The organism is Algoriphagus halophilus (genome assembly GCF_900129785.1).
GTDB classification, from domain to species: Bacteria; Bacteroidota; Bacteroidia; order Cytophagales; family Cyclobacteriaceae; genus Algoriphagus; species Algoriphagus halophilus.
In genome coordinates, this window is sequence record NZ_FSRC01000001.1 from 2,027,498 (window position 1) to 2,043,625 (window position 16,128).

A 16,128-nucleotide genomic window follows, 5' to 3' on the forward strand; every position below is an offset into this window, starting at 1 on the left:
AAAGTTCCCCCTAGTTTATCTTCCTGAAGTCGGTGAAGACTGGCTGTTTTCCCAGAATCTAGACCAAAGGAAGAACATTTCAACCTCGAATTTCTTCCTATTCAATTGGATTGTTGCCCAGTCTACATCTCCTGATGCATCATACTTTTCACTAGCAAGCATTCCAATGGATCCCATCCCTCCAATTTTGTACATATTGCTAAGATCATCTTCTAAATTGAGTCCATAAAAACCCAAAGATTCAATTAAAATATCAGCCTTTCCCCGGGCATTGGAATTTCTGGCAGCCTCTCTGGCGCTTTGAACTGCTGGAAGTAACAAGCCTACTGCCACAGGGTCAACTCCATAGCCAATCTCTAATGCTTCCATTGCCTGGTCTAGGCTAATAGGATCTATATTTCTAGCATTTAAACCCAACACGAATTCGGCAGTTTCTTCCAACTCTGGTTTTTTGATCGGAGGGATGCTATCTTCCCAAGGGCTTCGAGAAGGAGCACTGGTTGCTCCATTTCCACTGAATATCTTAGCGAAGGGATATTCCTTCTCCGTGGATTCGCCTTTGATATCATCTAATTTCAAGTATCCTGAAATAGCAGCCAATGGTCCCATGGCAATATCATATTCAATTTCATGCTCGTCTCCGGCAGTTGCTGAATGGTTTCTTTTTGCTGCATCACTGAAAGTGGCTCCTCTTTTAATTAAGGTAGAGTCAAAAATTGTCAGAGATTTTCTAATCATAGATGCTAAGAAGAATTCCCGAGATCTACTACTTCTTACCATTTCCTCCACTTTGGAAGGAGGCAGTGTCATCATCACTCCTTGATAGGCATTTTCAGCTATTCCATAATTAAAATTGGCTTTACCTGACCCTATTCCTCCAGAGGATGATCCCATTCTGGCATGGGGGTTACTCAATTCTACGGCTTGGTCTACATCAGCAAATAACGCTTCTTCATTTGTTCTTGAATCGCATGAAGTATTTAAAATAATGGCGCTTAAAAAAATGATAAAAAGATAATTTTTCATGATTATTTAAAGTTTGATTGATTTCGTTTTGGAAGAGCTTTTCCCTTCCGACGATTCAAACATAGACACCTTTCACTCAGGTATTTGGTCAAAATAGACGAAACAGTCTATCCAATTGATGAAAAAGCCATATCAATTGATAGTTGAATTTTACTCTTATCTATTTGATTTTAAGGGCACAAATAGGCAACTTCTACAGCTATCAATCAAAAAAGGTCATCCATCAATTGAAAAGGTCCAACCATTAAAGTTCAGGATTCCGAATCGGGTTTAGAGGTATATTGGAACATTATAAAAGCCAAAAAACAGCTTAGAATTTATATTTTAGGAATTGAACAATTTACAATCACATATTTCCGCATCCCATATTGAAGATATACTACTTCATTTTTCCAACTCCATGGGAGACTTGGAGACGGAGGAAGAAATTCTGTGGGATATGACCAGAAACTGTATCTCAATACTAGGCTTTGAGGATGCAGTGGTTTATTTGGTGGATGAAAACAAAGAATACCTGGAGCAAAAAGCTGCATTTGGACCTAAAAACCCTGAGGGAAATGAAATCATTAACGCCCTAAAGGTGAAAATCGGAGAAGGGGTAACCGGAGAAGTGGCCAGCACAGGACTTCCATTGATCATTAAAGATACCAGGACGTATAAAAAGTATATCAAAGATGACGAATTCCGTCTTTCTGAAATTGCGGTACCCATTATGCTTGAAGGGAAAGTGATTGGTGTTATTGACAGTGAACACTCCCAAGCAAATTATTTTACGGACCAACACTTAAAAATCCTGTTGGCTGTTGCCTCCATTTATGCCGGACAAATAGCTAGAATCAGAGCTTTAAAATCCATCAAAGAATCGGAATTCGAGCGATGGAAAATCCAACAAAAGGCTTCTAGACTAAAAATGGAAGCCCTTTCAGCTCAACTTAGTCCCCACTTTGTATTTAATTCCTTAAATGCGATCCAACATTATATCTTATTAGAAGACAAGCGTAAATCCCTGAGGTTTCTAAGCATTTTCGGGAAGCTTCTTCGCTATTTCATGAGTCAACTTTCAGAAGAATCAGTCAGTGTGAAGGATGAATTACAAATGTTGGATTGGTATTTACAATTACAAAAATTACGGTATGGAGAAAAGCTGAATTATTCCCTATCAGAAGGTAATTTAAAGGATTTCCCTCATGCAAGAATCTCCTCCATCATTGTCCAAAGTCTGATTGAAAACTTACTTGAAGAACAGATCTCTCAATCCGATGGTCATTCAGAAATAGAATTGGGTTTCCAAATATCAACTTCTGAGATTAAATTCAATGTATTGATAAACAACAAAAAGGAACTGAGTGGCTCTAATGATACTCCGAGCTACTTTAACAGTCTAACCCCTTGGGAAGAGTACATAAGAATATTAAATGAAATCAGACCTTTTGAAATAAAATCCAAGGTATTTGAAGAGGTTAACCCAGGCAATGGCAGTTATCTAAAATCCGTTGAAATTATCTTTCCCAATTTAGCCAATCCATGAAAGAGCTTCCCCTTTCTATATTTTTTATCTTTTTGCTCAACTTTCAACTTTCGGCACAGGAAAGGAGCCCCACCTACCGAGTTCTGGTCTTTCCCACTGTTTTTAAAATGGACTCTGCCATTTCCATCAATCAGGCAATGGATTATTCAAACCAAGGACTTTTCCAAACCACAGAAAATCTTGGGATAGCGAAGCAGGGATATCACTATTGGTTTAAAATTGATTTGGCAGAGGCAATCTCAAAAAACAACATTCAAGACTCGATTTATTTTTATCCTTATGGTGTGGAAAAAGGGAATCTTTTCATTGTCAGAAATAGTAGGCTAACTCCTTTGGTATTCAATATCATGGGAGAAAATGATTTAAAAAGAACAAACCTTGAAAGTCCATTTTATATCAGTATTTCTAAGAATGAATTGATTAATGGATCCAAATTATACCTGGTCACTCATTATTTAAGGGCTACTCCTGACCTTTCCAATAAAACATTTTCGATCAGCTCGCCGGAAGCGCACCAGCTGTTTTCCGGATATATTAGCCACAATTCATTCAAAAGTCAGGTTCTTGCTTTCTTCTTTTTAGGAGTAGCGGCCGTATTGATGGTTTTTAATCTGATTCTATTTTTTAACATGAAGGAACGCCAATACATTTATTATGGCTTATTTCTGTTATTTCAACTGATCTATTATTCGAGGATCAGTCCCTTGCTGGCAGTCAATTTCGGATATGGTCATTACCACTTTTTCTTTTGGCTCACCTCCATCTCTCAGATTTTAATCAATACTTTTTACATGCTCTTTATCAGGCATTTTCTAGATTTCCCCAAATACCTGCCAAAATTTGATCGGATAGTAAAAGGAATCGTGATTTTGTTAGCAAGCCTAATTGTTCTTGTCAGTGTTTTGATTTATCATGATCCCTACAATGCCTTTCAAGCCAATCTAATGAACTGGCAAAGGTATTTTATGGCAACATTTGCTTTTGTTGGCGTAGCATACTTATGGAAGGTGTACCAAGGCAAATTGGTCTATTTCGTCATTGCGGGTACCCTCATTTTTACCACTGGAGCTTTATTGACCATGTTTTTACTGGATCTGGATTACATGATCACAGGTTCCGCTATAGAAAGCACCATTTTCGCATTAGGCCTTTCTTATAAAATCAAAGTAATCAGTCAGGAAAAACGTGAGGCTGAATCGGAAGCATTTCAGACCAGACTCGGCGCACTTCGAGCTCAAATCAATCCACATTTTATTTTCAATAGTCTCAGTTCCATTCAACATCTGATAAGCAGTGAACAAAAAGTACCCGCTTTAAAATACCTGGCAAAATTCAGCAAATTTGTACGGCAGGTCCTGGAAAATTCATTGGATGTACATGTAAGCCTAGAAAAGGAAATTGAGCTCTTAAAGGTATACTTGGACTTGGAGTCCCTTCGCTTTGAACACGCATTTACCTATGAGGTCATCCTACCTGAAGATTCCAATATCTGCTATGAGGAGGTTCCTATGTTGATCATTCAACCCTTTGTAGAGAATGCAATCAAACATGGCCTGCTCGCTAAGAAATCGGAGGACAAAAAACTAACCATCCGTTTTTTTGATAAGGGCGACTATATCTTATGCGAGGTGGAAGACAACGGAATAGGAAGAGAAGCAGCTGAAAAAATGAAAGGAACCAATTACCGACCATCAAGAGGCATGGGCTTAACCTATGAGCGTCTTCAATTAGAAACGAAATGGTCAACTAAAGAAGACCTTATAGTTTTTGAAGATTTAGAGCAAGGAACAAAAGTGACCATTAAAATCCCCAAACAATGAAACCATTGCAAGTGATTATTGTAGAGGATGAATTCCATAGTAGGGAAACCCTCAAAACTTTTTTAGAAGAATACTGCCCGGAGGTAGAGGTTCTTGATACTGCATCCAATGTTGAGGAGGCTATAAATAAGATTTCCAACTATCAACCTAACCTGGTTTTTATGGACATTGAATTGCAGACAGGGACTGGATTTGACGTGATACAAAAAATTAAACATTTAAATTTTCACTTAATCTTCACGACAGCATTTGAACATTATGCCATCAAAGCCATCAAATTCAGTTCAATAGATTATCTGTTAAAACCGATTGATCTGGAAGAATTATTGGAGGCGGTTCAGAAGGCAAAAAGCCTGGTTCAGGAAGAATCAAGGCAACATCTGTTAGAGAACCTTTTATCCAACTTTCAAACTCCCACTTTGGAGAACCGAAAAATCTGTTTAGCTACCTCGGAAGGAATAGAATTTATCCCAACCAATCAGATCAGCTATTGTGAAGCCAATGGTTCTTACACCGATTTTCACTTAACTGATGGCCGAAAACTGGTGGTCAGTAAAAACCTGAAAGAGTATGAAAACCTGTTGGGAGAGATGAATTTCATGAGAGTTCATAATAGTTTTTTAATCAATCTGGGGGAAGTGAGGAAGTTTGTAAAATCAGAGGGTGGATACATCGTCATGAATAATGACAGGCAAGTGAGTATTTCCAACTCAAAAAGAGATGCCTTTATGAAAAGGATGGGGATCTAAATAAATTTTGAAATATTGCTTAAAAAACCTGCTTCAAATTTGAGCAAAGTAAAATAGCCTGCTATCTTAACATATCATTATTTCAACCCAAATACCATGGAAGCAGGCTTAGAATCAAAGATTTTGTCTCAGGGAATGAATCCTGAAGTTGTTCAACAACAAATTAGCCATTTTGAAAATGGCTTCCCTTTTTTACAAATTGTAGCACCTGCCACTCCTGACAACGGCATCAAAGTATTAAGTGAAAAGGAATTATCCCATTTTAAAAAAACCTACCCTGAAAAGGCTTCCCAAATAGAAGTGGTCAAATTTGTGCCTGCAAGTGGTGCAGCTTCGAGGATGTTTAAAGACCTTTTTGCATTTCTGGAAGGAGATGGAGATATAAGCAAATCTGCCTTTGTTCAGAAATTCATGAACAACATCGAAAAGTTTGCCTTTTATGATGATTTGAACGAGGTCTTACAATCCCAGGGAAGTAGTATCAACCAAAAACTGGACAGCAAGGATTATAAAGGAATTTTAGCCGCATTGCTAGACGCAGATGGTTTGGCTTATGGAAGTCTTCCAAAAGGCTTATTAAGATTCCATACCTACCCTGAAGAGCGCAGAACACCAGCACATGAACATCTGATCGAAGGAGTTCAGTATGCCACGGGAGCTGGGAATACCGTGAAGATTCATTTTACAGTATCGCCTGAGCATGAATCAAAATTCAAGGCGGAGATCGCTTCGATCTTACCAAAACTGGAAAAAGAATACGGAATCAATTTCGACATCAGTTACTCCCAACAAAAAAAGTCTACGGATACCATAGCTGTCAATATGGACAACACCCCCTTTATGGAAGAAGATGGCAGTATCCTGTTTAGACCTGCTGGACATGGGGCTTTATTGGAAAACCTCAACGATATATCTGCTGACCTCATCTTCATTAAAAACATTGATAATGTGGTGCCTGATCGATTGAAAGGAGATACCAAAGATTACAAAATGGCCATCGGAGGACTCTTGCTGGAAATTCAGGAACGGGTTTTCGAAGCCTTGTTGAGATTAAAAAACCAACAGGATGATGCCGCTGTCAGCCATGCTGAACATGTGCTAAAACACCATTTAGGAGTTAAATTCCCTGAATCCTATGAAGGCAAATCTTTAACAGAAAAAGCAGCTTATTTAGAGTCTAAATTGAACAGACCACTGAGGGTATGTGGAATGGTGAAAAACACAGGGGAACCAGGAGGAGGACCATTTTGGGTGAAAGATGGGGATGGCTCACTTTCTTTACAGATCGCAGAAACCGCTCAGATAGACTTAAATGATCCAGAAGCTAAGAAGCATTTCCAGGGATCTACCCACTTTAATCCGGTAGATTTAGTCTGTGGTACCAAGGACTTTGAAGGCAATGATTTTGATTTATTAAAGTACCGGGATATGATGACCGGATTTATTACCGAAAAGTCAAAAAGTGGAAAAGAGCTAAAAGCATTGGAATTACCGGGACTTTGGAATGGAGCCATGGCGGGATGGAATACCTTATTCGTAGAGGTTCCAATCATCACCTTCAATCCGGTAAAAACTGTCAATGATTTACTAAGAGACGAACATCAGTAAAAGCCGGTGCTCAGTTTGAGCGCTAAACTAAAAAAGCTGAAATTACCAAATCGGTCAATTTCAGCTTTTTTTTATGAGTGATTTTCATACCTGGGTAACAATCCATCCATTCCCTACCCAAAAGCCCTGGCAGTAAGCATTTTCAGCGTTAAGGTTTTAAACTTCTTACCTCCTACCCTTTCCTCCTGTAAATTATTACAGATGCTTATTCCCTCTTACCTGCGTACAGATCATATTTCAGGAGTCGACAATCAATGGTACCATTCCAGAACTCAATCCTTCTACTGGCCTTTAATCCTACTTTTTTAGCCAACTCCATATTACCTGTAAAAATATATCCTCTGTATCCAGCGCATTTCTGCTTCATATAGTCCCCCATCCTTTTATAGGTCTCTTCCAGTTCCAACGACTCTCCAAGTCTTTGTCCATATTCAGGATTGAAAATCACCACTCCCCTGGGTCTTTCTGGGATCTCTGTCTCAGCAAAATCACAAACCTGAAACTCAATCATATGATCCACTCCGGCTACGATGGCATTTTCCTTGGCAAAAGCAATCGCCTGTAATGAAATATCAGAAGCGATGATTTTCACTTCAGGGACTTCCATGATTTTATTTTCCAATTTTCTCTTTTTGGCCAAAAATGCTTCTTGTTGATACCCTAAAATGTATTGGAAAGAATAATGGTCACGATACAAACCAGGGTATCTTTTGGTGGCCATCAAGGCTGCCTCAATGGCCAAGGTCCCTGAACCGCACATGGGGTTGACAAATGGTACGCGGGTATTCCATTCCGTCGCATAAATAGTAGCCGCTGCCAAGGCTTCCAGCATGGGGGCTTTGCCTGGGATTTTCCGATATCCGTGTTTGGCAATCGTTTCTCCAGAGGTATTGATATACATGGACGCCTGCCTGTCTTTCCAGTATAGTTGTAAAACCAATCCTTGAAAATCAGATCCTGAATCAGGTCTTCTTCCTGTTTTTTCCCTGAACCGATCCACGATGGCATCCTTCACCCGAACATTCACAAACATAGGATTATTGATACTCTCGTTGTCCACAACTGAGTTCACGGAGAAATATCCATCTACATCTAAAAACTCTTCCCAGGGAATTGCTTTAATCTTTCGATAGATATCATCTGCATCTTGCAGGTAAAAGGATTTAATCTCAAAAAGTACTTGGGAGGCCGTTCTTAAATGGAGATTCAGATCCATACACTCTTCCAAACTGGCCTTAAGTTCTATCCCTGTTCTGGATACGGATTCAGGAACAAAGCCCAGTTCACGAACTTCCTTCTCGAGATAGGAGGCAAAACGATCTTTACACGTAATAAATACTTTTCCTCTTTGGTCAAAATCAAGCATGCGCAAAAGTAAGAAAGTTCATCCGATTCTTAATCCATTCAAAAAACTGAACTTTCATTCATCTTATTTTTTAGCAAATACTCGCAAACGTTTGCGTAAATTGAAGACTAGCGAAGTTGTTCGGAATGCTTGAAATAAGGAATTTTAACCATTCCCAAAATTTAAAATTTATGAAAAAAATAAAAACCCTTTTCATCTTGTTGCTTTCTGGTGTCACTTTAGTTAGTTGTGCAACGGAGCCTAAAGTAGAAGATGATTGGAGAGACCTGTTCAATGGTAAGGATCTTACTGGTTGGAAACCGGTGGCTGGAACGGCCACATTTGAGGTGGTTGATGGTGTTATAGAAGGTTCCGCTGTAGCAGGTTCGCCGAATACTTTTCTAATTACCGAAGAGACATTTGGAGATTTTATTTTGGAGTTGGATTTAAAAGTTGAGCATATGACCAGTAATTCAGGGATCATGGCCCGTGGTCAATTTGATCCGGCAGGAAGAGATGGTAAAGGGTTGGTATATGGTTACCAGATAGAAGCAGACCCAAGCGAGCGAGCATGGTCTGCCGGAGTATATGATGAGGCTAGAAGAGGTTGGTTATACCCTTTGGATCTGAATCCAGCAGCTAAATCTGCTTTCAAAATGGGGGAATTCAACCATTATAGAATTGAAGTCATCGGAGATGAAATAAAAACCTGGTTGAACGGACAAGAAGTAGCTTACGTCGTAGATGACACCGATAAAACAGGATTCATTGGATTACAAGTACATAGCATCAGAAACCCTGAAGACGAAGGAAATAAATCCTATTTCAAAAATGTGAGAATCAAAACCACCAACCTTGATCCTCAACCTTTTGACAAATCTATTTATGTGGTCAACAACCGTTTGAATGAGCTGACAGAATATGAAAAGAATACCGGTTGGAAATTACTTTTCAATGGACAAAACTCTGAAGGATGGAAAGGTGCTTACAAAGAAACGTTCCCTGATTTTGGCTGGTCCGTCAATGATGGAGTTTTAACCATTGCAGCATCTGACGGTGGTGAATCCACCAATGCTGGAGATATTGTCACGACGGAGGAATATTCTGCTTTTGACCTTGGTTTTGAATTCAAACTTACAGAAGGTGCAAATAGTGGATTGAAATATTTTGTTACCTTATCAGAAGGAAACTCTGGTTCTGCCATCGGATTGGAATATCAGATTTTAGATGATGAAAAACATCCAGACGCTAAAATGGGTATTGCAGGCAATAGAACCCTTTCCAGTTTGTATGACCTAATTACTGCTGATAAGCAACCTCGTTTCATCAAACCTATTGGAGAGTGGAACAAAGGACGTGTGGTAGTAGAACCAAACAATCATGTCACTCATTATCTGAACGGGGTAAAAGTATTGGAATATGACAGAGGTTCCCCCGAATACAGAGATTTGGTTGCTAAAAGCAAGTATGCTAAATGGGACAATTTTGGTGAAGCAGATCAAGGACACATTCTATTGCAAGACCATGGGAATGAAGTTAGCTTCAAGAATATCAAGATTAAAACGTTAAAATAAGCCCAAAACGAACATGAAAAACAATAGAAGAGAATTTATCAAAAAATCTGCCGCGGCAACTGTGGGCCTTTCTGCTTTGGGAAGTCTAGGTTTTTCAGCCAAAAGTTATGGAAATATTATTGGCGCAAACGAGCGAATCAATGTTGCTATTGCGGGTTTAGGAAGGAGATTAGGAGCCTATTATGAGCCGATTAAACTTCCAAAAACCAATGTGAATTTGATGTATTTATGCGATGTAATGGAATCTCAAATGACCAAAGCAGCGCAGAACTTCGCCAAGCATATTGATTACCAACCCAAACTGGAAGGGAATATCATGAAGGTTTTGGAAGACAAAGAGGTAGATGCCTTAATCAATGCAACTCCAGACCATTGGCATGCCCCAGGCACTTGGTTGGCATCTGAGCGAGGCAAACATGTATATGTAGAAAAACCCTGTAGCCACAACCCCAAAGAAGGTGAGATTCTTATTGCGATCCAGAAAAAATACGGCAATGTCATTCAGATGGGAAATCAGCAACGGTCTGCACCCGAAAGTATTGAGATTATCAAAGCTATTCATGCAGGGGCCATTGGTAAAGTTTCCATGGCAAAAGCATTCTATAGTAATAATAGAGGTGCAGTAGTGAACCCCACTCCTGCCGCTCCACCGGAAGGATTGGATTGGGAAATGTTCCAGGGTCCCGCCCCTCGACGTGCGTACACCCATAATACCTGGGATTACAATTGGCATTGGTATGGTTGGGATTACGGAACTGCAGAAACAGGCAACAATGCCACCCATGAATTGGATGTTGCCAGATGGGCACTTCAGGTAAATTACCCAAGTAAAGTTTCTACCGTGGGTGGAAAATTTCATTTTCCGGAAGACGGTTGGACCATGTATGACACATTGGAGTCTACCTATGAGTTTGAAAATGGAAGCGTAATTCAATGGGATGGAAAAAGTAGAAATGGGTATAGCACCTATGGCTCAGATAGAGGAACCATCATTTACGGCTCAGAAGGATCAGTTTATGTAGATCGAGGAGGATATAAACAATTCGATCGATCAGGAAAACTGGTAAAGGAAAATTTATCTGCCAATAATGAGGGAGGTACCCAGTTAGGTGGTGGGGGTGATATGAGTACCATTCATGTGGCCAATTTCTTTGAAGCGATTCGAGGAAACGAAAAGCAGAATTCTACCATAGAAGAAGGTGCTGTAAGCACATTATTATGCCACTTAGCGAATATTTCTTATCGAACCGGTGAATCCTTGATTTGTGATCCATCGAATGGGCACATCACCAATTCTTCTAAAGCAAAGGCCCTTTGGTCTAGGGAGTATGAAAAAGGTTGGGAGCCGCCAAAATTATAATTTCTCTTGTTTATTATTACTAAACACCTGTTATATTTTATATAATTTATAACAGGTGTTTTTTATTGTATAAACTACATTAAATCAAAAATTCAATAAAACATACTTTTTATTTTTATTTAAGCATTAACTAAACTCATTATTTATAAAAACCACAAATAATTGAGCTAATTTTTAAAATCCACACCCCCCCTTCCAATCCTCTGATTTTTTGCCGTTTATCATTGCGCAATCGATTGCGTAATTGATCATTTTAACCCATTGAATTGACTTTTAATTTGCTTTAATTTATTAATAAAATTAACCCTATTTACTAGCGTGTATTTCCATCAAAGGTCAATAGGTTATTTTAACCCCAATTTATCTAACATTAACCCTAAAATTATGAAGCCTAAATTTTACACTTACCTAATGGTAGTGCTGCTTTTGCTCTCGGGTGTAACACACACTTTTGCGCAACAAGCTCAAGTAACAGGTACCGTCCTTGATGAGACTGGTTTTCCCTTACCGGGAGTTACCATCTTGGTGAAAGGTACTACGAGAGGTGCAACCACCGACTTAGATGGAAAGTATTCTATCGAAGCATCTAGTAACGAAACCTTGGTTTTTTCCTTTATAGGATACACTCCAACGGAAGTAGTCGTAGGAAACCAGTCAGTAATCGATGTCACACTGGATCCGGATCTAGCAGATTTGGAAGAAGTGGTAGTCGTTGGTTACGGTACTGCCAAGAAAAGTCAATTGACAGGTGCGATTTCATCCGTGGGATCCAAAGAGATCCAGGAATTACCGATTACAGACGCGAGACAAGCTTTACAAGGGAGAGCTGCAGGTGTGGATGTAACACAACCAGGATCTAAGCCCGGATCAGCCCCACAGGTTAGAATCAGAGGTAGAAGATCCTTCAACGCCTCCAATGAACCATTGTATGTGATTGATGGAATTCCGGTTGTGGGTGGATTGAATGATATCAACCCTCAGGACATTACTTCAATGGAAGTTTTAAAAGATGCATCTGCAACAGCTATTTATGGTTCTAGGGGATCAAATGGGGTTGTTTTGATCACCACAAAAAGAGGGAATAAAGGCAAAACAATCGTTTCCGTTGATTCCTATTACGGTGTAAACAAAGAATTGGGAAGAATCGATGTATTCAATGGACCTGAATTCGCAGAATATAAAAGAGAATCCAGAAGAGCCAGTGGTGAATATCCTGATGGACCTGCCACTCCCCAGGCAGATGAGTCCTTGTTTGAACCTGTAGAATTAGAAGGTATTGCTTTAGGAAGAAGTACTGATTATGTAGGAGGTTTGTTACGAAATGGCGCGATTCAAAGTCATCAAGTTGGTGTAAGTGGCGGTTCTGATAAAACCACCTTCTTCGTATCTGCCAACTACTTTAATGATAAAGGTGTCATTAAAAATCAAGATTATACCCGATATACATTCAGAGCAAATATTGACCACTCCATCAATAAGAAAATCAAATTTGGTACCTCAACCTTGGTTTCCTTTAGTGAAAGAAATGGAGAAAACTTCAACCCACTAGGTGGTGCTTTGGCAGAAAACCCATTGGGTAAACCTTTTGATGACGAAGGAAACATCATCTTCTTACCTACTTCGGATGGTTTAAGAACCAACCCATTCGCTGAAATTGTACCGGGAGCTCAACAAGATTTGACCAAAAATTACAGAATCTTCAATAGTATCTTCGCCAATTATGAAATCATTCCTGGCTTGAATTACCGATTGGTATTTGGTCCAGATATCACCATTAGTAGAGCTGGAAGATTCACTGGATCCCAAACAAATGCAAGACGTGGTGGTGATGCTACTGGTAGCGTAAATGATGAATTCACATTCAACTATACGTTGGAGAACATCCTTACCTATACCAAGAGCTTTAATGAAAAACACAACTTGAATATTACTGCACTACAGTCTATTCAGAAAGACCGTTATGAGCAAACTACGGTAAGTGTTCAAGGTATTCCTGCAGAATCTCAATTATTCCATAGACTTGGGGACGCCTCTTTAATTACAGGTGCGAATACCAACTTGAGAGAATGGGCTCTCATGTCCTTCATGGGAAGGGTAAATTACGATTTCAAAAACAAGTACCTTTTGACCGCGACGTTGAGAGCGGATGGTAGCTCTAGATTTGGTGAAAACAACAAGTTCGGTTATTTCCCTTCTGTTGCTTTGGGTTGGAATATCCACTCAGAAAGCTTTATGCAGAATTCTTCCACTGTGGATCAGTTGAAGTTTAGAGTATCTTATGGATCCATCGGTAACCAGGCGATCAACCCATATCAAACCCAGGCATTATTAGGTAGAACTTCCTATGCTTATGACAACACAGCGGCATATGGATACAGACCAAATACGATCGGTAATCCAGACTTGAGATGGGAATCTTCTACCACCTTCAACCTAGGTTTGGATTTCGCACTTTGGAAAAGTAGGGTGTTTGGTTCGTTGGAATATTACATTACCAATACTTCTGACTTGCTAGCTCCACAACCACTTCCAAATTCCACTGGATTCGGAGGATTTACCACAAACATTGGTGAAACTCAAAACCGAGGTCTAGAATTAACCCTATCTACCTTGAACATTGAAAAAGGTGATTTCATGTGGTCCACAGACTTCATATTCAATAGAAACAGGGAAGAAATCATTTCCTTACCTAATGGAGATGATATTTCAGCAGGAAGATTCATCGGTCAACCTTTGACTATCTTCTATGATTGGAATAAAATCGGTATTTGGCAAACATCCGAGACTGATTTAGCTACTTCATTTGGTGACAAACCAGGAGAAATCAAGATTGAAGACTTCAATGGAGATGGCAAAATCAATGCGGATGACAGACAATTCTTAGGTTCTGTGGTTCCTGATTTTGCATTGGGTATGACCAACCGATTCACGTACAAAGGTTTTGATCTTTCCTTCTTCCTATATGGTAGATTCGGATTTATGATCCGTTCTCAGTTCCATACAAGTAACAACAGCTTGGCAGGTAGATATAACAACTTAGACATCGATTATTGGACTCCTAATAATCCAACTAATGAGTTCCCTCGACCAAATGTGAACCAAGAAAGTGCAAAATACGCGAGCTCTATGCAGTATTTTGACGGGTCCTTTATCAAAGTGAGAAACATCAATTTCGGTTACAACTTCACTCCTGAAATGGTAAGCAAAATCGGATTCCAAAGCCTTAGAATCTACACTAGTATTCAACAACCATTCATTTTTGCAGAATATAGATCCAAGTACAAAGGGATAGATCCAGAAGTGTTTATGGATGGAGAACAAGGCGTTGCGGCAGGAACAGTCAATTCCAACGTCTCTCCTGCAGTTACTTCTTTCACATTTGGTATTAATGCAAAATTCTAATCGATAATGAAAAAATTAGCAATAAAAATAAACACATGGGCTAAATCAACAGCCCTCCTAATTGGGATATCAGCCATGTCCGCTTGTAGCGGATTCCTAGACGAGGATGTGGTATCACAAATTGGAAATGACTACCTCACCACGCCTAAAGGGCTCAATGATGGGGTAAACGCAGCGTACAGTACGATGAGAGCTTGGTACGGTACTGAAAGAGGTAATAACTTCACCATTTTCGGTACAGACACCTATACGAATGGTGCAGATGGTTCCTGGAAATTCATGAACACGTACACGAACCAGTTTGACTCTCAGAATGGTCATGCCCGTGAAATTTGGGATGAGTTTTATAGAGGAATCAACACTTGTAATGCAGTAATTGATAGATCCGCAGACGTATCAGGAGTATCTCAAGATGTCTTGTTACAAAGAATTTCCGAGGCGAAGTTCATTAGAGCACATCATTACTTCATCTTGGTTCAATTATTTGGTGGAGTAGACTTACAACTTTCCGAAACATCTGTTCCTACCAAAGAGGTGACAAGAGCATCGGTTGCTGCAGTATATGCTGCGATCATCCAGGATTTAGAAGAAGCTATTCCAAACCTGGAAGCAAAAGCAAAATCCAGTGACTTTGGTAGAGCTACTAAGCCTGCTGCAGAACACTTGTTGGGAAGAGTTTACTTAACCAAAGCAACTTCAGAAGCAGGAGAGGCCTCTGACTATGCAAAAGCTGAGACTTTATTCCAAAGTGTTATTGACAATTACGGATTCGCTTTATTACCTAATTTTGGAGATGTTCATGCCTTTGGAAATGAAATCAATGATGAGGTAATCTGGTCTACTCAATATACCTATGATCCATTGACAACAGGTGGAGGTAATAACTCGCATGTGTTTTTCTTAATGGAATATGATGTTCAGCCTGGAATGCAAAGAGACGTTTTTAATGGTCGTCCATTCAAAAGATATAGACCAACGGATTATACTCTAAATGTGATTTTCGCTGACCGGGAGAATGATTCACGCTATAAAAACTCCTTTGTTGATTTCTTCCAGTCAAATAAACCAGGCACTTATAACACGACGTTTGATAAATCAAAAGAGACCGTAACTTTTGCTGCTGGTGATACCACGATATGGTTGCCAGGTTATAATATGTCAGAATCTGAGCGTGCAAAATATCCATATCAAGTTCTGACTCCTGAATTATATACAGAAAGATTATTCCCAGGTCTAAAAAAACATAAGGATCCAGGAAGAGCGGATAGAACTCAATTTGCTGGAGGTAGAGATTACATCGCCTTTAGATTGGCAGACACTTATCTTATGTTAGCTGAAGCTCAATTCCGTCAAGGTAAAATGGCTGCTGCTACCGAAAACATCAATATGGTCCGAAGAAGAGCAGCTTTCCCAGGGAAAGAAGCAGCAATGGAAATTTCCGAATCTGAATTGACCTTTGAGTTCATCACTGAAGAAAGAGAAAGAGAATTACTTGGAGAGCAAAGCAGATGGTTGGATCTTAAAAGATGGGGGATTTTGGTGGAACGAGTGAGAGCTTATAATCCTCAAGGTGCCGACAACATCCAGGATTTTCACGTGTTGAGACCGATTCCTCAAAACCAAATAGATAGAGCTGAAGGCAATGCAAGTGCATTCCCTCAAAACCCTGGTTATTAATTGTTGATAGGGTTGTTAATGCAAAAAGCTGTTTCGAAT

Annotated in this window: 10 protein-coding genes; 8 read left to right on the forward strand and 2 right to left on the reverse strand. The window is 39.5% G+C overall.

Annotation, left to right across the window (positions count from 1 at the left end; translation table 11 throughout):
• Window positions 1-15: 15 nt before the first annotated feature.
• Window positions 16-1,026, reverse strand: a complete 1,011-nt coding sequence (locus BUR11_RS08615; protein ID WP_074224427.1) for a hypothetical protein — start codon at window positions 1,024-1,026, stop codon at window positions 16-18.
• 331 nt (window positions 1,027-1,357) lie between these two features.
• On the opposite strand from BUR11_RS08615, the gene BUR11_RS08620 reads away from it, so the two are divergent.
• The 4 genes from BUR11_RS08620 to BUR11_RS08635 all read left to right on the forward strand — a co-directional run bounded on the left by BUR11_RS08620 (window position 1,358) and on the right by BUR11_RS08635 (window position 6,731).
• Window positions 1,358-2,554 (forward strand): histidine kinase, encoded by a 1,197-nt coding sequence (locus tag BUR11_RS08620; RefSeq protein WP_074224428.1) that lies wholly within the window; start codon window positions 1,358-1,360, stop codon window positions 2,552-2,554.
• Window positions 2,551-4,374, forward strand: coding sequence for a sensor histidine kinase (locus BUR11_RS08625; protein WP_074224429.1), 1,824 nt, complete (start codon window positions 2,551-2,553; stop codon window positions 4,372-4,374). The genes BUR11_RS08620 and BUR11_RS08625 overlap by 4 nt, the downstream gene beginning before the upstream one ends.
• Window positions 4,371-5,123 (forward strand): LytR/AlgR family response regulator transcription factor, encoded by a 753-nt coding sequence (locus tag BUR11_RS08630; RefSeq protein ID WP_074224430.1) that lies wholly within the window; start codon window positions 4,371-4,373, stop codon window positions 5,121-5,123. Before BUR11_RS08625 ends, BUR11_RS08630 begins: the two co-directional genes overlap by 4 nt.
• A 96-nt stretch (window positions 5,124-5,219) precedes the next feature.
• On the forward strand, window positions 5,220-6,731 hold the full coding sequence (locus BUR11_RS08635) for a DUF4301 family protein (RefSeq protein WP_074224431.1): 1,512 nt from the start codon (window positions 5,220-5,222) through the stop codon (window positions 6,729-6,731).
• A gap of 205 nt (window positions 6,732-6,936) precedes the next feature.
• Here BUR11_RS08635 and BUR11_RS08640 read toward each other — a convergent pair whose 3' ends face one another.
• A complete protein-coding gene (locus tag BUR11_RS08640) occupies window positions 6,937-8,097 on the reverse strand; it encodes a THUMP domain-containing class I SAM-dependent RNA methyltransferase (RefSeq protein WP_074224432.1) in 1,161 nt (386 codons plus the stop codon).
• Window positions 8,098-8,267: 170 nt separating this feature from the next.
• Between BUR11_RS08640 and BUR11_RS08645 the strand changes: the two genes are divergently transcribed.
• The 4 genes from BUR11_RS08645 (at window position 8,268) to BUR11_RS08660 (ending at window position 16,089) form a co-directional block, all read left to right on the forward strand.
• Entirely contained in the window at window positions 8,268-9,650 is a 1,383-nt protein-coding gene (locus BUR11_RS08645; protein WP_074224433.1) for a 3-keto-disaccharide hydrolase, read from the forward strand.
• A gap of 13 nt (window positions 9,651-9,663) precedes the next feature.
• Window positions 9,664-11,010, forward strand: a complete 1,347-nt coding sequence (locus tag BUR11_RS08650; RefSeq protein ID WP_074224434.1) for a Gfo/Idh/MocA family protein — start codon at window positions 9,664-9,666, stop codon at window positions 11,008-11,010.
• A 384-nt stretch (window positions 11,011-11,394) separates the two neighbouring features.
• Window positions 11,395-14,412 (forward strand): SusC/RagA family TonB-linked outer membrane protein, encoded by a 3,018-nt coding sequence (locus BUR11_RS08655; RefSeq protein WP_074224435.1) that lies wholly within the window; start codon window positions 11,395-11,397, stop codon window positions 14,410-14,412.
• Window positions 14,413-14,418: 6 nt separating this feature from the next.
• A complete protein-coding gene (locus BUR11_RS08660; protein WP_074224436.1) occupies window positions 14,419-16,089 on the forward strand; it encodes a RagB/SusD family nutrient uptake outer membrane protein in 1,671 nt (556 codons plus the stop codon).
• The last annotated feature ends 39 nt before the right edge of the window (window positions 16,090-16,128 follow it).